Source organism: Rhodanobacter sp. AS-Z3, assembly GCF_029224025.1.
Taxonomy (GTDB): domain Bacteria; phylum Pseudomonadota; class Gammaproteobacteria; order Xanthomonadales; family Rhodanobacteraceae; genus Rhodanobacter.
Genome location: NZ_CP119392.1, coordinates 2,212,696 through 2,230,481, shown reverse-complemented (window position 1 = coordinate 2,230,481; position 17,786 = coordinate 2,212,696). Strand labels below are relative to the sequence as shown.

The 17,786-nt window shown below is 60.8% G+C and carries 16 protein-coding genes and 2 tRNA genes; 2 read left to right on the top strand and 16 right to left on the bottom strand.

The genetic code is table 11. The features are described 5' to 3' along the window. Positions 1-212 precede the first annotated feature (212 nt). The gene (locus PY254_RS09835) at positions 213-896 is read right to left on the bottom strand and encodes an NAD-dependent epimerase/dehydratase family protein (protein WP_281011875.1); all 684 of its coding nucleotides are present in this window, start codon (positions 894-896) and stop codon (positions 213-215) included. A 311-nt stretch (positions 897-1,207) separates the two neighbouring features. Here PY254_RS09835 and PY254_RS09830 point away from each other — a divergent pair, with 311 nt between their 5' ends. Beyond that, positions 1,208-3,436: a penicillin acylase family protein gene (locus PY254_RS09830; protein WP_281015195.1), complete on the top strand. Its 2,229-nt coding sequence runs from the start codon at positions 1,208-1,210 to the stop codon at positions 3,434-3,436. Positions 3,437-3,448: 12 nt separating this feature from the next. On the opposite strand, the gene PY254_RS09825 is transcribed toward PY254_RS09830, so the two are convergent. The 7 genes from PY254_RS09825 to PY254_RS09795 form a co-directional block, all read right to left on the bottom strand. Further along, a complete protein-coding gene (locus tag PY254_RS09825; protein WP_281011874.1) occupies positions 3,449-4,105 on the bottom strand; it encodes a VIT1/CCC1 transporter family protein in 657 nt (218 codons plus the stop codon). A gap of 83 nt (positions 4,106-4,188) precedes the next feature. Next, complete coding sequence (locus PY254_RS09820) at positions 4,189-4,731, bottom strand: cytochrome b (protein WP_281011873.1); 543 nt, start codon at positions 4,729-4,731, stop codon at positions 4,189-4,191. Positions 4,732-4,957: 226 nt separating this feature from the next. Then, a complete protein-coding gene (gene bla, locus PY254_RS09815) occupies positions 4,958-5,869 on the bottom strand; it encodes a class A beta-lactamase (RefSeq protein WP_281011872.1) in 912 nt (303 codons plus the stop codon). A 101-nt stretch (positions 5,870-5,970) separates the two neighbouring features. After that, positions 5,971-6,675: a glutathione S-transferase N-terminal domain-containing protein gene (locus PY254_RS09810; protein WP_281011871.1), complete on the bottom strand. Its 705-nt coding sequence runs from the start codon at positions 6,673-6,675 to the stop codon at positions 5,971-5,973. 96 nt (positions 6,676-6,771) lie between these two features. Then, complete coding sequence (locus PY254_RS09805; protein ID WP_281011870.1) at positions 6,772-7,176, bottom strand: host attachment family protein; 405 nt, start codon at positions 7,174-7,176, stop codon at positions 6,772-6,774. A gap of 100 nt (positions 7,177-7,276) precedes the next feature. Continuing rightward, positions 7,277-8,416 carry a DUF1615 domain-containing protein gene (locus PY254_RS09800; protein ID WP_281011869.1) on the bottom strand — a complete coding sequence of 380 codons (1,140 nt, stop codon included), beginning with the start codon at positions 8,414-8,416 and terminating at the stop codon, positions 7,277-7,279. 93 nt (positions 8,417-8,509) lie between these two features. Then, a complete protein-coding gene (locus PY254_RS09795) occupies positions 8,510-8,686 on the bottom strand; it encodes a hypothetical protein (RefSeq protein ID WP_281011868.1) in 177 nt (58 codons plus the stop codon). A 142-nt stretch (positions 8,687-8,828) separates the two neighbouring features. Here PY254_RS09795 and PY254_RS09790 point away from each other — a divergent pair, with 142 nt between their 5' ends. Then, the gene (locus PY254_RS09790; protein ID WP_281011867.1) at positions 8,829-9,635 is read left to right on the top strand and encodes an NAD-dependent protein deacetylase; all 807 of its coding nucleotides are present in this window, start codon (positions 8,829-8,831) and stop codon (positions 9,633-9,635) included. 35 nt (positions 9,636-9,670) lie between these two features. Here PY254_RS09790 and PY254_RS09785 read toward each other — a convergent pair whose 3' ends face one another. The 8 genes from PY254_RS09785 to clpX form a co-directional block, all read right to left on the bottom strand. Next, entirely contained in the window at positions 9,671-10,141 is a 471-nt protein-coding gene (locus PY254_RS09785; protein ID WP_281011866.1) for a YybH family protein, read from the bottom strand. A gap of 51 nt (positions 10,142-10,192) precedes the next feature. Continuing rightward, entirely contained in the window at positions 10,193-10,768 is a 576-nt protein-coding gene (locus PY254_RS09780) for a TMEM175 family protein (protein ID WP_281011865.1), read from the bottom strand. Between the two features lie 142 nt (positions 10,769-10,910). Beyond that, positions 10,911-12,812, bottom strand: coding sequence for a SurA N-terminal domain-containing protein (locus PY254_RS09775; protein WP_281011864.1), 1,902 nt, complete (start codon positions 12,810-12,812; stop codon positions 10,911-10,913). 141 nt (positions 12,813-12,953) lie between these two features. Further along, a tRNA-Asp gene (locus tag PY254_RS09770) sits at positions 12,954-13,030 on the bottom strand. Between the two features lie 10 nt (positions 13,031-13,040). After that, positions 13,041-13,115: transfer RNA gene (locus PY254_RS09765), tRNA-Val, on the bottom strand. A 19-nt stretch (positions 13,116-13,134) separates the two neighbouring features. Continuing rightward, entirely contained in the window at positions 13,135-13,407 is a 273-nt protein-coding gene (locus PY254_RS09760) for a non-specific DNA-binding protein Hbs (RefSeq protein WP_281011863.1), read from the bottom strand. A gap of 341 nt (positions 13,408-13,748) precedes the next feature. Continuing rightward, on the bottom strand, positions 13,749-16,220 hold the full coding sequence (gene lon / locus PY254_RS09755) for an endopeptidase La (RefSeq protein ID WP_281011862.1): 2,472 nt from the start codon (positions 16,218-16,220) through the stop codon (positions 13,749-13,751). Between the two features lie 169 nt (positions 16,221-16,389). Beyond that, positions 16,390-17,682, bottom strand: a complete 1,293-nt coding sequence (clpX, locus tag PY254_RS09750; RefSeq protein ID WP_281011861.1) for an ATP-dependent Clp protease ATP-binding subunit ClpX — start codon at positions 17,680-17,682, stop codon at positions 16,390-16,392. Positions 17,683-17,786 lie beyond the last annotated feature (104 nt).

The following is a 17,786-nucleotide window of genomic DNA, read 5'->3' as shown; positions in this document are numbered from 1 at the left end:
TTGCGGCCACGCCAGAAAGAGTGCCTGTGTGGCGGGTGGCGATCTGGCTACCAGGCCGCAATCCGGCGAAATTGACCGACCCTGACGGCGATCGCTGAAGTGCCCACGACGAGCATCAGCTCGCAGAGTGAGTCATCGGCATCGGGCAACGGCCCGGGCGATACGCGATGGAATGGCGGCCGTCACGCAACGCGCCAAGCCAAGTGCAGCGATCAACCCTCGCTCGCCGCAGGCAATCCGAAAGCGCTGATATCGGCTGCTTCCAGCACGGCCTTCGGCGCCCCATCGCGCACCACCGCAAGCATGGCGCGACCGACGATTTCAGTGCTCAGGATGCTGTTTGGCATCAAGGCGCGCAGCAGTGGCAGCAACGGCCGCGTGAGGGTGTAGAACCATCGGTACGCAACGGTCCTGGATCGAATCCCGTGCAGCGGCTGGATGATGTTCGGGCGGAAGATGAAAACCGCCTTGAACGGCAGTCGCTGGAGCGCGTTCTCCAAGCGGCCACGCACCCGCTTCCACATGGTCGGGCTGCTCTCGCTGCTGTCAGCACCCGCACCGGAGATATAAACAAAGCTCATCCGTGGATTGCAACGCGCCAGCATCTTCGCCACGGCCAGCGTGAGGTCCAGGGTCAGTCGCGTATAGGTTGCCTCGTCCATCCCCGCAGAGGTCATGCCGATGCAGAAGAAACAGGCGTCGAAACCACTCAGCTGGCCTTCGATCGCGTCGAGGTCAAACAGGTCTGCATGAATCAGTTCGCGCAACTTCGGGTGCTGCTGTCCGCTCGGCGTGCGGCCCAGCGTCAGCACCTCGCTCACGTCCTCAGCCAGCAGGCATTCACGCAACGCACCCTGACCTACCATGCCCGTGGCGCCAAGCAGCAAGACCTTCATGTTGCATGCCCCTTCATTTGCGCAAATCCGCCTTTCACCACACCTCGCGCCACTCGCCGTGTGGCACGAAGAACAGGTCATGAGGATCGTACTTCTGCCCGACTAGCACCAGCCACGGATGATTCACACCCCGGAATGCGGGCTGCCACCGGGATGTGGAAACACTGCTCACCGGGAACAAGGGCCGGCGCCATGCAACTGGCTGCACCGAGTTTTGTGCACGCTCTAACCCCAGGCTTTGCATGAGCGAGCCAGTAGTGATCAACTCCACCCGACACGGCAGCGCCGGCGAACCAGGGGATCACAAGCTGATGCACACTCCAACCTTGAGCAAGATGTATCGCCCGGCATTGCCCAGCCTGCTGCCGCGCTGCCTGCTAGGCACGACACTGATGCTGACGTCGCTGCTTGCCAGCGCACAGACGGCGTCGCCCGACCAGGCTCGCTGGCAGCGTCAGGCCCAGGCCATCACGATCACCCGTGATGACTGGGGCATCGCCCATGTACATGGCCGAACCGACGCGGATGCCGTGTTCGGCATGGCCTACGCCCAGGCCGAAGACGATTTCAACCGGGTCGAGACGAATTACCTCAACTCGCTGGGCTGGCTCGCCGAAGCGGAAGGCGAGTCAGCGATCTGGAGTGATCTTCGCCAGCAGCTGTTCATCGATCCGGTGGTGCTCAAGGACCAATACGCCAAGAGCCCAGCCTGGCTGCAGGCGTTGATGAACAGTTGGGCGGATGGCCTGAACTACTACCTCGCCACTCACCCGGACGTGCATCCGCGCGTGATTCGCCATTTCGAACCATGGATGGCGCTGAGCTTCAGCGAAGGCAGCATCGGCGGCGACATCGAGCGGGTCTCGCTCGATCAACTTGCCGCGTTCTACGACAAGGACGGAACCAAGCTGGCCAGCGTGCAAACGCCGTCGAGCTGGGTAGAGCCAACCGGCTCGAACGGCTTTGCGATCGCGCCCAAGCTCACCGCGGATGGCCACGCGCTGTTGTGGATCAACCCGCACACTTCGTTCTTCTTCCGCTCCGAGCTGCAGATGTCCAGCGATGAAGGCCTGGACGCCTACGGCGCGGTCACCTGGGGCCAGTTCTTCATCTACCAGGGCTTCAACCCGCACATCGGCTGGATGCATACCTCCACCGGCGCCGACGTGGTCGACGAATTTGCCGAGACCATCGTGCACAAGGGCGACCAGTGGTTCTACCGCTACGGCAAGGAACTGCGACCAGTCACCTCGCGTACGATCAAGCTGAGCTATCGCGCGAAAGATGGCTCGATGGCCAGCCGCAGCTTCACCGCACGTTTCACCCATCACGGACCGATCGTGCGCGCCGCCGATCACCAGTGGATCGCCACGGCCCTGATGAACAAGCCGATGGCCGCGCTGGAACAGAGCTGGTTGCGCACCAAGGCCAGCGATTACGCCAGCTACCTGAAGGTGGCCGAGCTCAAGGCCAATTCGTCGAACAACACGATCTTCGCCGACGACAAGGGCGAGATCGCGTACATGCATCCGCAGTTCATCCCCAAACGCGACAACCGTTTTGACTACACCAAGCCCGTCGACGGCAGCGATCCGGCTACCGACTGGCATGGTCTGCATGCGCTGGACGAAGCCCCGCACCTGCTCAACCCGCCGAACGGCTGGATCATGAACACCAACAACTGGCCCTACTCCGCCGCCGGCAAGTTCAGCCCGCAGCAGAAGGACTATCCCCGCTACATGGATACCTTCGGCGAAAACCCGCGTGGCATTCACGCCACCCGCGTGCTCGATCGCGTGCGCGACTTCAGCAAGGCCTCGCTGATCACGGCGGCGTTCGATTCCTACCTGCCCGCGTTCTCGCAACTGATCCCGGTACTGGTGTCCGACTACGACCGGCTGCCCGACAACGATCCGCTGAAGCCGCGTCTGGCCGGCCAGATCGCCTTGCTGCGCGGTTGGGACTACCGCTGGGGCATCGCCTCGATGCCGACTTCGTTGGCGGTGTTCTGGGGCGACACGTTGTGGGATCGGGTACATGCCCAGGCCGAGTCGGAAGACCAGTCGGTCTACGACTTCATGGCGGGAGACGCCGGTCCGAAAGCCCGCCTGGATGCCCTGGTTGCGGCCTCCGACCGGTTGCAGCAGGACTTCGGCAGCTGGGGCGTGCCGTGGGGCGAGATCAACCGCTTCCAGCGCAACGACAGCGCCATCGTGCAAAGCTTCAACGACAACAAGCCGAGCATTCCGGTACCGTTCGTTTCCTCGCGCTGGGGTTCACTGGCCTCGTTCGGCGCACACCGCTGGCCCGGCACGAAGCGCTACTACGGCACCAGTGGCAACAGCTTCGTCGCGGTGGTCGAGTTCGGTCCGAAAGTCAGTGCGAGGGCGATCACCGCCGGCGGCGAGAGCGGTCATCCTGACTCGAAGCACTTCAATGACGAAGCCGAGCGCTACACCACCGGCAACCTGCGCACGGTGTATTTCTGGCCGGAACAACTGGACGGCCATACCGAACGGGTTTATCACCCCGGAGAATGAGTCATCCTGGTATCAGCCGCTCACGCCAAAAAGCATGCCGACACCGGCGGTGATCGCCATCGCCAGGGCGCCCCAGAACGTGATGCGCAGGGTACCAACGCCCATCGGCGCGCCGCCGGCCCAGGCGGCCAGCGCGCCGAGCACCGCGAGAAACACCAGTGAGGTGGCGAACACCAGCGGCAGCAACATGCTGGCTGGTGTCAGTGCCACCATCAGCAACGGCAGTGCGGAGCCCACCGCGAAACTCAGGGCAGAGGCTGCGGCAGCCTGCAGCGGTCGCGCCCTGAATGCCTCGGTAATGCCAAGCTCATCGCGCGCGTGGGCGTCGAGCGCGTCGTGCGCCATCAGCTGGTCGGCAACTTGCCTGGCCAAAACAGGATCGAGTCCGCGGCTCGCGTAGATCGCCGCGAGTTCCTTGTGCTCGGCTTCGACATCGGTCTGCAGCTCGTGGCGTTCACGTTCGAGTTCGGCGCGTTCGCTGTCGGCCTGCGAATGCACCGACACATACTCACCGGCAGCCATCGACATCGAGCCAGCTACCAGCCCGGCAATGCCGGCAATCAGTACGCTCTGCGCGCTGCCGTGGGCGGCAGCCACGCCCAGCACCAGGCTAGCCGTGGAGACGATGCCGTCGTTTGCGCCAAGTACCGCGGCGCGCAGCCAGCCCATTCGGCCGGTACGGTGTCTTTCGTGATGGCGTCGGTGCACGCGGGAGCTCTCTGCAAAGGTCAGGCGATCGGAAGGCGCTGGGTTCAAAGCATCCGCTTCAACGTGTTGTCACGGCGACCGAAGTGGTGCCAGATCGAAGCCAGGATGTGCAACCCGATCACGTAATAGAAGATCGTGCCGACGGTGCCATGGATATCTTCCCATTGATGCGACAAGACGCGATTCGGCAAGTCCACGAACGAAGGCAGCAGAGTCCAGCCAAACAGGGTTACCGGCTTGCCGCCGATCTGCAGCGTGATGATCCCGAGAATCGGCTGGACCAACAGGAACAGGTACAGCGCAACCTGGGTGATGTTGCCCAGCAACTCGGTCCAGCGAGGTGGTGGCGGCAGGATGGCTGGACGTCCATTGCGCAGGCGCAGCAGCAAACGTGGCAGCACCAGCAGCAGCACCGCGAGTCCCGCGGTGTAGTGCGCTGCCAGCACGTTAACGCGGGTGGCACTGCCCTTCGGAAACTGCTCGAAGAGGTTGATGAAGACGTAGGCCAGCAACACCAGAACAAATATCGTCCAGTGCATCCGACGAATAGAGGCTGCATAGCGTGACGACGATTCGAACGAAGCCATGGAACATCTCCTGCACGGGTATCATCAAGGATCGAAATGTGGCGTTAGGCGGGTGCGCTGCCGAATGCCATGACCGGCATTGTGTGCGCCTTGGCCCACCATGGGCGGAATGCTTCTCGTCTCAATCAGCTCACGCGGCACGCAGGGGATTTCCCGGAACCCTGATTATCCGAAAAATGCGGACTACGCTACCCAGCAACCTGATGTGGAAGCCATCACGATTGGATCAACGACCGCTGGGCAGCACCGCGATCGATGCAGCGATACGGCCCACCGCAGCCAATACCGCATGCCGTCCGTCAGCGCCCGCAGTCGAACCCTTGTAATAGGCCGTCACCAGCAGCGGTTTGCGCTGCGGCGGCCACAGGATGCCGATGTCGTTGGCTTCGTGTTGGGCGCCGCTGCCGGTCTTGTCACCGACTCTCCAGCCAGCCGGCACGCCGGCGCGCAGCTGTTCATTGCCGGTGGTGTTGCCGCAGAGCCACTCAATCAATTGCCCGCGCGATGCCACGGAAAGTGCATTGCCAAGCAACAGCACCTGCAGATCAGCGAGCATCGCGGCCGGCGTGGTGGTATCGCGCAAGTCACCCGGACTGCCCACGTTGAGCTCGGGCTCGGTTCGGTCGAGCCTGGTGAGTGGATCACCAAGCGTACGCACGAACGCAGTCACGGCGGCGGGACCGCCGAGACTGGCCAGCAACAGGTTCGCGGCGGTGTTGTCGCTTACCGTGATCGCCGCTTCGCACAGTTCGCGCACCGTCATGCCTGGCGCGCCCACGCGGTGCGTCGTTGTCGGCGCCCAGTTCAACAGGACGTTCTTGCCGAAGATGATGCGACGATCCAGTTGCTCCCTGCCCTGATCCACCCGCGCCAATACGGCGGCTACTGCCACCAACTTGAACGTACTGCACATCAGAAAGCGTTCGTCGGCACGATGCGCGACCTGGCGGCCGCTGCTCGTGTCCAGTATCGCCACGCCCAGCGTGCCGCCGTGCTGGCGCTCCAGAGCTGCCAGGCGTGCAGCAGCCGCATCCACGTTACGCGGATCGGAGGGAGCCGGCGTCGCGAGCGCCACACCAAACAGCGGCAACGCCGTCGCCCCCAGCAAAATGCCCTGCAGCAAGCCTCGACGATTCATTGGATTTTCTCGCATGGGGACGACAACCGCCCGGAACGCCTGAGGCTAACCAGCCTGGCAGGCGCGCTACGGCCTTCTAGATGGCGAAATCGTGGCAAGTTTCAGGTACTGGCAGGAATCGTCAGGCCACGCTGCACCGCTGGCCGCGCCAGCCCGCGATCAAGCCACGCCGAGACATGCAGGAAATTGTCGAACGCCACTAGTTCTCCTGCGTTGTAGAACGTCAGCAGATTGTTCACCCAACCCAGCGTCGCGATATCCGCAACCGTATAGTCCTCGCCCATGATCCAGCGGCGCCCATCCAGTCGCGCGTCAAGCACGCCGAGTAGCCGTTTCGATTCGTTGACATAGCGCTGCAGCGGTCGCTTGTCTTCGTATTCCTTGCCGGCGTATTTGTGGAAGAAGCCGACCTGACCAAACATGGGACCAATCGATGCCATCTGGAAAAACACCCACTGAATGGTTTCCCAGCGCCGCGCCGGATCGGCCGGAATGAACTGCCCGGTTTTTTCGGCCAGATACAACAGAATCGCACCGGATTCGAACAAGGCCAGCGGCTCGCCACCCGGACCGTCCGGATCGATGATCGCCGGGATCTTGCCGTTCGGATTCAGCGAAAGGAAGGCCGGCGTGTGGCTTTCGTCCTTGCTGATATCAACCAGGTGCGGCTCATACGCCAGCCCAGCTTCCTCCAGCATGATCGAAACCTTGACCCCATTCGGCGTGCTGAGCGAATACAACTGGATTCGGTCTGGATATATCGGCGGCCACTGCGCCGTGATCGGAAAGTCGGAAAGCTTGCCCACGTGAAACTCCTGCTTGCTGGCTGCGCCACGGAACGTGGGTGACTCAGCCGAAATCTTCAACCCGTAAAATGAAATCCATCAGCGCTTCGGTGGCCCTTACCAAGTCGGCTTCAAAGCACGTTCGATATCAGCCAGGGGCGCATGGAACAAGGTCTTGTTCAACTCCTCTACCATCCTTTTGCTGGTTTCCTCATGCAGCAAAGGTCGGATCTGGCCTAGTGTCTGCGGGTCGGCCGCCAACACCAGGTGTGCAAACTCGTTCTTCAACGCAGCCGCATTCAGCCGTCTGGCCAACTGCTTGGCGAAGGTCGCCTCGTCGATCTCGGCCGAACTTCGCTCGGGCGGTTGACGCCCGGCCGGGCCCTCATTGGCCAGATCCTTCGGCTCGATCACTTCGACCTGCTCAAGTGAAACGACCAGCCCGCTGCCCACATTACGCAGCAGTCGTGCGCCACCGCCATCGGCAACTACAATCCAGGCGCCAGTGGGAATCTTCTTCATCGCAGTCTCCTTCGTGGGCAGCGCGGCACCAACCAGCGCCGTTCGAACGAGCTTAGCCTGCCGCATGTAATGACGATGCATGCACAACCCAGCCAACTGTTCAGGGCTGCGCTATCCCTGCGCGTCGCATGCAGCGTTGCCAGCGCTCGTCCACACGTTTGGCAAACCATGCGGTGGTGAGTTTTCGAGTGATCTTCGGACTCTTCAATGTAATGCCCGGAAGCACCGCGCGAGGCAGTGATCGACCCTTGGCCCGTTCGGCCAGTGCGAAAATACGCAGGTATAGTTTCCCTGCCGCGAAGTCCTGCTGCTCTCCCTGCAGCAACGCGCGATGGATCGCCGAATCACTCATTTGCAGCGGGCCAGCCAGCGAACGTACGGCCAGCTCGGTCGCACCAGGCGGATCGCCAAAACTCGCATCTGGCCGCACCAGGTCACCATCGAGCGCCAACGGCATTCCCGAAGCCATGCTCACCGCTTGCTGAAAGGCCGCGTTGCGACTGGCGTACCAGCCGGAGTTGAAATCGGCGAAGCGGTACAGCATCTGCGGATAGTCTGCGAGATAGCCAAGTAGATGCGTGATGCCGAAATACATGCCACCGCGCCGACTGAACACCTCGTCCCGCATCGTTCCTTCGACCGGATACGGATAGCCCTGCGCATGCGCTTCGGCGAACGCGATGCTTACCTGCATCGGGCCGGCGGTGTGCACGGGATTGAGCTCGCCGAACAGACGCCTGCCCAGCGGCACCATGCCAATGAAGTCCTGGAAGATGTCGCTCAGCTGCCGCTCCGTGCGCGCCGCCGCCAGGCGCTCACTGTAGCGCCGCCCATCCGGCGATTTCAGCCACAGCGCGGCGTCCACCAACAATCCGGGAATGTGCTGCGCCACGGCGCGGCGATCCATTTCCTGACGCGCAATCCTTCCAAGCCCCGGCACCACCGGGTCAACCTGAAAGCCCGACTCCTGCTCAGTGACTGCCAACACCGCACACAAATTCGGCGTGGACGGAACGATTCGTTGCGCGGTGAGTGCAACCTGGATGTCGGTGGCCCAGTCGACTCGATCGCGGGCACTGCTCGGCATCAAACGCAGCAGTTCCGCACGGACATGCGCTGGACTGTGCGACGGCGTCAGATCCACCGGCTGCGAAGCACAGCCTGCAAGCAACAGGGCAAGCAGCCATGCCGGCAGGCAACCACGTACGCGAAATGAATTGTCGGCCAGGTTGAACGTCATGCCGCCATGCTAGCTTGCCTGTGCTGAATACTGCTTCCCGGCAGCGACGGCGGGCGCCAGGCCGAACGCATGTCGCTCGACCCATGCCATGCTTCAGATCAACGGAAAGATCCAGTGCAAGGTTCCATAAACAAGGATTTCTGCCATCACGAAAACCGAAAAGCCGAGACAGAATTTGCCAACCGGCTTTTCATGCCAGAGCTTGTACTTGTCGGCGTCGATCTTCTGCACATCAGTGATCGCGTGACTTTCGTTACTGACTTGATCCATGTGCTGTTCCCTTTGCTCAGAGTCCCATTCACCGCAAGGCGGACACACTGCTGCCGACGCCCATGATCACCCCCATCCGCCGACGTGACAAGTCGGTGACTTACCTGGTTCCGTTCATCCCCATCTCAGCGCTGTCTTGCCCATGACTCTGCTCCAGCAATTCATCGCCGACCATCCGCGCCTGTTCGTGCTTACCGGCGCGGGCTGCAGTACTGACTCAGGCATTCCCGACTATCGTGATCGCGACGGGCAGTGGAAGCGACCACCGCCGGTGAACTATGCCGCCTTCATGCATGAACCGACGACGCGCCAACGCTATTGGGCACGCAGCCTGGTTGGCTGGCGGCGTTTTGGCAGTGCATCGCCCAACGCCACCCACCACGCGTTGACGGAGCTGGAGCGGCGCGAACGCATCGAGCTGCTGGTGACGCAGAACGTGGACCGACTGCATCAGAAAGCGGGCAGCGAGCGGGTCCTCGATCTCCACGGCCGGCTCGACGAAGTGCGCTGCATGAGCTGTGAAGCGCGGCTGGCCCGTCATTCATTCCAGCAAATGCTGGAGGCATGCAATCCAGCTTGGCTACAACTCGATGCCGCCGATGCGCCGGATGGTGACGCTGACCTGGAAGGTCACGACTTCGCGCACTTCACGGTACCGCCCTGTCCACACTGCGGCGGCATCCTGAAACCCGACGTGGTGTTCTTTGGCGAAGCGGTACCCCGCGAACGTGTGGAGACATCCGCACGCGCGTGGCAAGCGGCGGATGCCGTACTGGTGGTCGGCTCGTCGCTGATGGTCTATTCCGGCTACCGTTTCGTCGACGCCGCGGCACGCGCCGGCAAGCCGATCGCCGCCGTCACACTGGGGCGCACGCGCGCCGACGCGCTGTTGACCCTGAAGGTCGATGCACCGTGTGCTGAGTCGCTGGCGTTTCTGCTGCAACCCTGACAGATCAGCGAGAGTCTTGCGACGAATCCTCCCGCTCAGCTGGTGTGATCAAGAATGATCTTCCAGCCCTCCGGAGTTTTCTGCCACAGCAGCGAGAACACGCCGTCATTCTGGGTCGTCTCGCCGTGAGCTTGCCGATCAAGATGGAAACGTCCAGTGACCACGGCGTAGTCGACTTCGCCCTTGCTCCCGGTCAGCAAGCGCACCTCGAACTGCGAGAAAGTGAGCTGCCCCATTTGGTCCTTGGTCGCATAGTGCTGGTGGTAACCGGCGAGGATCACGCGATAGCCCTTGCGTACGCTGGAACTCACGAAGGTGGTATCGGGCGCATCCTTGTAACCGTGCATGAAACCATCAATATCGCCACGGTTCCAGGCAGCTTGTTGCTGATCCATCACTTGCCGGATGGCTGCGGCATCAGCATCAGGAACCACCGCACGGGCCGGCCCGGCGATAGCCAGCACCAACAACACTTGCAGCCCGACCAGAAGGATTCTTGCTTTCATGATGACTCCCCAGTGACGTGCAATGGCGCTGCGAGTACGCAGCGGAGCGACTCAATTTTCGACCACCTTCTCGATGCGCCGATCCGGCACCAGCCAGATCAACGCCGTCAAAGCGTAAACAAGCTGCGCCGCCCACGGTCGCCAGAAGGCCAGCGCAATCCCGGACAGGTAGAACACCGGTGAAGACTTTCCCTTCCAGTCAGAACCAATCGCCGCTCGCAATGCCGAATCAGCGCCGCCGACGGCTATCAGTGCCTGCTCAAGTATCCAGTAAGCGATAGCGGCCATCAGCAGGACGCTACCGTAAATAACTGTGGGACCCTGTGCGAGGTGGTTCTCACCCATCCAGGCCGTGACAAACGGAAACAGCGACAACCAGAACAGCAGATGCAAGTTGGCCCACAAAGCCATGCCCGACACCCGGTGGCTGATCGAAAGCATGTGGTGATGGTTGTTCCAGTAAATGCCCACGTAAACGAAGCTGAGCACGTAACTGAGCAATACCGGCGCAAGCGGCCCCAAAGCCGCTAGGGTAGTGTCCTGCGGTACCTTCAGCTCCAGCACCATGATCGTGATGATGATCGCAATCACGCCATCGCTGAACGCTTCCAACCTGCCCTTGCCCATGTCTTCCCCTGTTTCAGCAACACCCCGAACGCGCACCATGTTCGGCTGCACACGCCGGCATGTCCACTACCGTTGAATACAAAAAAGGAAGGACGACACAAGGTCGTCCTTCCTCAATACCCATGACGCATGGACCGTGAAATTACAGGCGTTGCTTGTTGATCTTGATCTTGGCTTTCGCCTTGAGTTGATCGATCAACTCGCGCGTCGCTTCGTAGCCGTAGGCCTGCGCCATCTGCTGGCGTAGCATCTCTCGCTGTTCCGGCAACACCTTGGACAGGTCACCGTCCTGCACCTTGTCCACGGCCAGCAAACCATAGCTGCCATTCAACATATCCACCGCGGCAAACTGCGACTTGTCAGCCAGCGGGTGCGGCAGCAGGAAGGCCTCGGTCAACAGCGGCGCAGGCACTTCAAAGTGGCGAAGCGCCTCTTTCACGGCAATGACCGTGGCACCCAGCGACTTGGCCACGTCGTCCATGCTGTCGCCCTTGCGCAGGCGCGCCAGCCCGTCCTCAGCCTGCTTCTTCTCGACCGCAGCCGTACGCTGGTCAAGGATCTTCTTTTGCACATCGTCACGCACTTCTGCCAGCGGCTTGGCGGCTGCGGCTACGTGCTGATCGACATGAATCACCACCGAGTGGTTGTTGCCCAGATCGATCAGTGCAGAATTATTGCCCTGAACCAGCACGTCATCACTGAAAGCTGCAGCAACCACCTTCGGGTTCGCCGCCACGCCTTCGCCGCCAGTGCGCGAGAACAGGGCGGTCTTCTTGATCGGCAGCTTCAATGCATCCGAAGCCGGTTCAAGCGAAGTGGGGTTCTGATACGTGTTGTCGGACATCTTGCCCGCGACATCGTTGTAATTGCGGTCGCGATCCGCCGTGGTCGCTTCCTTGACCAACTGATCGCGCACTTCACTGAACGGCTTGGATTCACCGCTGCGAACATCGCGCAGCCAGATGATGTGATAACCGTCGGTTGACAGCACCGGCTTGGATATCTGGCCTTTCTGCAGGGCAAACAAGGCCGAATCGAACGCCTCATTGGTGACACCCTTCTCCAGCCAGCCAAGGTCGCCACCCATACGACGCGAGCCGAGGTCCTGCGAATCTTGCTCTGCCAGTTTGGCAAAGTCTTCAGGATTCGCTTCCGCGGCAATCTTCTCAGCCTTGGCCAGCGCAGCCTTCTGCTGCTCCGGCGTGGCATTGGCGGGTACGTCGATCAGGATATGCGAAGCAAGACGCTGTTCCGGCTGCACGAAACGCTGCTTCTCGCTCTCGTAACGCTTCTGCAGATCTTCGTCGCTCGGCTGCGCCGCCAACGGCAAATCTGCACCGACAACTTCGACATACTTCACCGAAACCATCTCGGGCTTCATGTAATCAGCCTGATGCGCCTTGTACCAGGCGGCAATTTCGGCATCACTCACCGCATTGTTTTCAAGCGTCGGATGCTGCAACACGAAGTAGCGCAGGTCACGGCGCTGGGCCTGCAACTTCATGTAATGGTCAAGCTGCGCATCACTGACGAGGGTGCTGGCGTTGATCGCCGAAGGCAACAACTGGATCGCCAATGAAGCACGGATCTCGTTCTCGAAGCTTTCCGGTGTCTTGTACTGACTGGTCAGCCAGGCCTTGTAGCTGGTTGCGTCAAACTGGCCGTTGACCTGGAAGGCGGGAATCGAGGCGATGTAATCGCGCATCGCCGCGCCGGAAACGCGCAGGCCCCAGTCATCATTCGCCTGCTGCAGCAGTTGCTCGTCGATCATGCCGTCGAGGATGCGCAGCTTGGTCTCGGTACTCTCGAACGCGGCGGAATCGAACTTGTCGCCTTGCTCGGCAACTTTCTGCTGCCGCAACTGGTTTGTTCGGTCCTGGAACGCGCGCTGGTCGATTTCGTGTTTGCCGACCTTGGCTATGAAGGCGTCGTCATGGGACATGAAGTAGCTCTCCATGCCAAACAGCGACATCGCAGCGACGCAAACCCCAAGGAGGACGATGGACGGCCATCCATGCATCTTGTTACGCATTGCCTGCAGCATCGAAATCTTCCCGCAAGATGGTGAAAGCGCACGGTGCGCAAATAACTCAAGTCAGCCAACCGTCATACGCTGCCCGGCAACGCCGCCCGAACGCGTATCGCTCAAATGACAAGGGCGCCACACGGGCGCCCTTGTGAACTGTGGCGGAGTGGACGGGACTCGAACCCGCGACCTCCGGCGTGACAGGCCAGCATTCTAACCAACTGAACTACCACTCCGCATTCTTTCTGGTGGGTGCTGTAGGGATCGAACCTACGACCACCGCCTTGTAAGGGCGACGCTCTACCGCTGAGCTAAGCACCCGAAACCAAGCGTCAGCCGCTTAGTTTAGGGCATCCTTGAGGGTCTTGCCAGCCTTGAACGCGGGGACCTTGGATGCCTTGATCTTGATCGCTTCGTTGGTACGCGGGTTGCGACCGGTACGCGCAGCGCGCTGGCGCACGGTGAACGTGCCGAAGCCAACGACTGAAACGTCCTCACCCTTCTTCAACGACTTCTGCACGGTCTCGAAAAAGGCTTCCAGAGCACGGCCGGCGTCGGCCTTGGTCAGCTCGGCCTTCTCGGCGATGGCATTGATCAGATCGGTTTTATTCATTGAGAAAACTCCCTCGTTCGGATTTCGACGACGCCATCAGTCCGAAGACCAGACGCCGACATGGATGGTTGGCTTGCAGGATGCCGTGAAGCAACCCCGCATCACTGCGCTGACGGACAACGCCGGGACTACGGTAACGCCTTTATACCAGTGCGTTGCCAGCAGGCGCAACACAAGTCACAGCAACGTTTTTGCACGATAAAGTGAACTTTTGCCCGCTTGCAAAACAAGCACTGAACGGCTAGGTCAAAGATCCCCGCACGGGGTTGAACATGCCGGAGCAACGTCGCGCTGTCGCGTGGCGTTCCAAACCGGCACCAGCAAACCCCTGAGGTGGCGGCCTAGTGAGTCAGCGAATGTGCCTCCGTGGAGTCCCCGGCAACACCTGCGGGGGTTTCAGCCTTGGCAGTACTGGGCTGCAGCGGACGCTCCAGCGCGATATCCAGCACTTCATCGATCCAGCGCACCGGATAGATCTGCATCGAGGAGGTGATGTTGGCCGGCATGTCGACCAGATCTTTCTTGTTGTCTTCGGGGATGATCACCGTGGTGATTCCGCCGCGATGGGCCGCGAGCAGCTTCTCCTTCAGACCACCGATCGGCAACACTCGACCACGCAGCGTGATCTCACCGGTCATGGCGACTTCGGAACGCACCGGCACCTTGGTCAACACCGACACCAACGCCGTGCACATCGCGATGCCCGCGCTGGGACCATCCTTCGGCGTGGCACCTTCCGGCACGTGGATATGCACATCGAGCTTCTGGTGGAACTCGGGATCGATACCGAGTTGATCGGCACGTGCCCGCACTACGGACAAAGCTGCCTGGATTGACTCCTTCATGACGTCGCCGAGCTGACCGGTATGCACCAAGCGGCCTTTGCCGGGCACTACCGACCCTTCGATGCTGAGCAACTCGCCACCGACCTGGGTCCAGGCCAGGCCAGTGACCAGACCCACTTCATTCTGCAGCTCCTTGCGGCCGAAATCGAAACGACGCACGCCAAGGAAATGATCGAGGTTGTCCGCAGTGACCGCGACGCTGTCCAGAGCAGGCTTCGCCTTGCCCTTGCCCTTCTTCGCGACGGCCTTGACCTTGAGCTTCCTGACCTGCCCCAGCGTCAGCTCCTTGACCACCTTGCGGCAAATTTTGGAAATCTCGCGTTCCAGATTGCGCACGCCAGACTCGCGCGTGTAAAAGCGCACGATGTCGCGCAGCGCCTCTTCGTTGACGCTGAGTTCCTCGGGCTTCAGCCCGTTCGCCTTGAGCTGCTTGGGTAGCAGATACTTCTGCGCGATGCCGAGCTTTTCGTCTTCGGTGTAGCCAGGAATGCGAATGACTTCCATGCGATCCAGCAGGGGACCAGGAATGTTCAGTGAATTGGCGGTAGCAATCCACATCACCTCGGACAGATCCAGATCGACCTCAAGATAGTGGTCGTTGAACGCATGGTTCTGTTCCGGGTCCAGCACCTCAAGCAATGCCGAGGACGGATCGCCACGGAAATCCATCGACATCTTGTCGATTTCGTCGAGCACGAACAGCGGATTCTTCGCGCCCACCTTGTTGATGTTCTGCACGATCCGGCCAGGCATCGAACCGATGTAGGTGCGCCGATGACCACGAATTTCGGCTTCGTCGCGCACGCCGCCCAAGCTCATGCGGACGAATTTTCGATTGGTGGCCTTCGCAATTGACTGGCCTAGCGAGGTCTTGCCCACGCCGGGTGGTCCGACCAGACACAGGATCGGGCCCTTCATCAACGAGACGCGCTGCTGCACCGCGAGGTATTCAAGAATACGTTCCTTGACCTTCTCCAATCCGAAGTGGTCGGCGTCCAGCACCTCCTGGGCCAACTGCAGATCCTTGCGCACCTTGCTGCGCTTCTTCCACGGCACCCCGACCAGCCAGTCAAGGTAGTTGCGCACGACGGTCGCCTCGGCGGACATCGGCGACATCTGCTTGAGCTTGTTGAACTCCTGCCGTGCCTTGGTCAACACCGGCTTGGGCATGCCCGACTCTTCGATCTTCTTCTGTAGTTCCTCGACCTCGTTGGGGCCGTCTTCGTTGTCACCCAGCTCCTTCTGAATCGCCTTCATCTGTTCGTTGAGGTAATACTCGCGCTGGCTTTTCTCCATCTGCGATTTGACTCGACCACGGATGCGTTTTTCGACCTGCTGCAAGTCCATCTCGCCGTCGACCAGGCCGATCAGCAGTTCAAGCCGCAGACCGACATCAGCCGTCTCCAGCACCTTCTGCTTGTCTGCCATGCGCACGGAAAGATGAGCGGCAATGGAATCGGCGACACGCGACGGGTCGTCAATGCCGGACAAGCTGGCCAAAACTTCCGGCGGCAACTTGCGGCTTTGCTTGACCAACTGTTCGAACAACGAAATGAGCGTGCGGGAGACTACGTCGAGCTCGCGTTCCTTCACGTTGTACACGGGCTCGATCACCCGCGAACGCGCGGTCAGCATGCCGTCCTCTTCCTTGAAGCCTTCGACGGACACGCGCGACTGGCCTTCAACCAGCACTTTCACGGTGCCATCAGGCAATTTCAGCAACTGCAGCACGCCAGCCAGCGTGCCGACCTGATGCAGGTCGGAAATCTCCGGATCGTCGATGTCCGGGCTCTTCTGCGCGACCAGCAGGATCTGGCGTTCGCCTTCCATGGCGCGCTCCAGCGCGCGCATGGACTTGTCGCGACCGACAAACAGCGGAATCACCATGTGCGGATAAACCACGACGTCGCGCAACGGCAATACCGGCAAAGCGTCCAGCGCAGCAGGAAGGGGGGCGTTCTTGGCCATGAAAGAGAGGTCCCTCGGTCGATTGTGCGTTCAACCCGACACTGCGCCGGGTATCCCAACTCGTCAAGTGGAGGCGAACACCGACCGAGTCAAGGTTGGCGAGCCGTTGAAAAAGAAACGGCTCCGGGAAAATCACCGGAGCCGTCGTCCATGCGGATAGAGCGAATGGTCAGGCGGCGTCGCCGCCCTCACCCGCCACGCGCTGCTGCAGGTTGCCGCGATAGATCAGGTAAGGCTCGGCCTGACCTTCGATCACCGCGTCATCCACCACCACCTTGCTGACATGCTCCAGCGAAGGCAGCTCGTACATGGTATCCAGCAGCACTTGTTCCAGAATGGTACGCAGGCCGCGGGCACCGGTCTTGCGCTTGAGCGCCTTCTTGGCAATCGCCTGCAGCGCCTCAGGGCGGAATTCGAGTTCCACCTCTTCCATCTCGAACAGCTTCTTGAACTGCTTGGTTACCGCGTTCTTCGGTTCGGTGAGGATTTTTACCAGCGCCGGTTCATCCAGCTCGTCCAGCGTGGCCACCACCGGCAAACGCCCGACGAACTCGGGAATCAGACCGAAGCGCACCAGGTCGGCCGGCTCCACTTCGGAAAGTACCTTGCCGAGATTCTCGGTACGCTCCTTGGAGCGCACTTCGGCCGAAAAGCCGATGCTGGTGTTCTCAGAGCGCTGCTGAATCACCTTGTCCAGCCCGGAGAACGCGCCGCCACAAATAAACAGGATGTTCTTTGTATCGACCTGCAGGAACTCCTGCTGCGGATGCTTGCGACCACCTTGCGGCGGCACCGAGGCCAGCGTGCCTTCGATCAGCTTCAGCAAAGCCTGTTGCACGCCTTCGCCAGACACATCGCGAGTGATCGATGGGTTCTCGCTCTTGCGCGAGATCTTGTCGATTTCATCGATATAAACGATACCCGACTGGGCCTTCTCGACGTCGTAATCGCACTTCTGCAAAAGCTTCTGGATGATGTTCTCGACATCCTCGCCCACGTAGCCCGCTTCGGTCAGCGTGGTGGCATCGGCGATCGTGAACGGCACATTGAGCAGCCGCGCCAGCGTTTCGGCCAGCAACGTCTTGCCCGAGCCGGTCGGACCGATCAACAGGATGTTGGACTTGCCCAGCTCGATGTCATCGCTTTTCAGCCGCGACTCGATCCGCTTGTAATGGTTGTAAACCGCCACCGCCAACGCCTTTTTGGCACGGCTCTGGCCCACCACGTATTGATCCAGCGACTCGCGGATCTCGCGGGGCTTCGGCAACTGGGTACGGCCAGACGCAGCCTTTTCCTCCAGTTCCTCGCGGATGATGTCGTTGCAGAGCTCTACACACTCGTCGCAGATGAACACGGAGGGACCCGCGATCAGCTTGCGTACTTCGTGCTGGCTCTTGCCACAGAATGAGCAATAAAGAATCTTGCCGCTGTCGCTGGAACGCCCCTGTCGGTCGTCGCTCATACTCTCGGTCCCGCTGAATCTGGATGCGTCGCGAGAATAACACAGGGCTTCACGTCTGCCTGCAGACGTGAAGCCCTTCTCGTGACCTGGTTGGAAAAACCTGA

What these genes read in the sequence shown, in the direction of transcription:
- bla (WP_281011872.1), bottom strand. Translation starts at nt 5,869, where the DNA reads ATGAATCGTCGAGGCTTGCTGCAGGGCATTTTGCTGGGGGCGACGGCG.
- PY254_RS09790 (WP_281011867.1), top strand. Translation starts at nt 8,829, where the DNA reads ATGACTCTGCTCCAGCAATTCATCGCCGACCATCCGCGCCTGTTCGTG.
- PY254_RS09760 (WP_281011863.1), bottom strand. Translation starts at nt 13,407, where the DNA reads ATGAATAAAACCGATCTGATCAATGCCATCGCCGAGAAGGCCGAGCTG.
- PY254_RS09780 (WP_281011865.1), bottom strand. Translation starts at nt 10,768, where the DNA reads ATGGGCAAGGGCAGGTTGGAAGCGTTCAGCGATGGCGTGATTGCGATC.
- PY254_RS09805 (WP_281011870.1), bottom strand. Translation starts at nt 7,176, where the DNA reads ATGAAGAAGATTCCCACTGGCGCCTGGATTGTAGTTGCCGATGGCGGT.
- clpX (WP_281011861.1), bottom strand. Translation starts at nt 17,682, where the DNA reads ATGAGCGACGACCGACAGGGGCGTTCCAGCGACAGCGGCAAGATTCTT.
- PY254_RS09820 (WP_281011873.1), bottom strand. Translation starts at nt 4,731, where the DNA reads ATGGCTTCGTTCGAATCGTCGTCACGCTATGCAGCCTCTATTCGTCGG.
- PY254_RS09825 (WP_281011874.1), bottom strand. Translation starts at nt 4,105, where the DNA reads ATGGGCTGGCTGCGCGCCGCGGTACTTGGCGCAAACGACGGCATCGTC.
- PY254_RS09795 (WP_281011868.1), bottom strand. Translation starts at nt 8,686, where the DNA reads ATGGATCAAGTCAGTAACGAAAGTCACGCGATCACTGATGTGCAGAAG.
- PY254_RS09800 (WP_281011869.1), bottom strand. Translation starts at nt 8,416, where the DNA reads ATGACGTTCAACCTGGCCGACAATTCATTTCGCGTACGTGGTTGCCTG.
- PY254_RS09830 (WP_281015195.1), top strand. Translation starts at nt 1,208, where the DNA reads ATGCACACTCCAACCTTGAGCAAGATGTATCGCCCGGCATTGCCCAGC.
- PY254_RS09775 (WP_281011864.1), bottom strand. Translation starts at nt 12,812, where the DNA reads ATGCTGCAGGCAATGCGTAACAAGATGCATGGATGGCCGTCCATCGTC.
- PY254_RS09835 (WP_281011875.1), bottom strand. Translation starts at nt 896, where the DNA reads ATGAAGGTCTTGCTGCTTGGCGCCACGGGCATGGTAGGTCAGGGTGCG.
- lon (WP_281011862.1), bottom strand. Translation starts at nt 16,220, where the DNA reads ATGGCCAAGAACGCCCCCCTTCCTGCTGCGCTGGACGCTTTGCCGGTA.
- PY254_RS09785 (WP_281011866.1), bottom strand. Translation starts at nt 10,141, where the DNA reads ATGAAAGCAAGAATCCTTCTGGTCGGGCTGCAAGTGTTGTTGGTGCTG.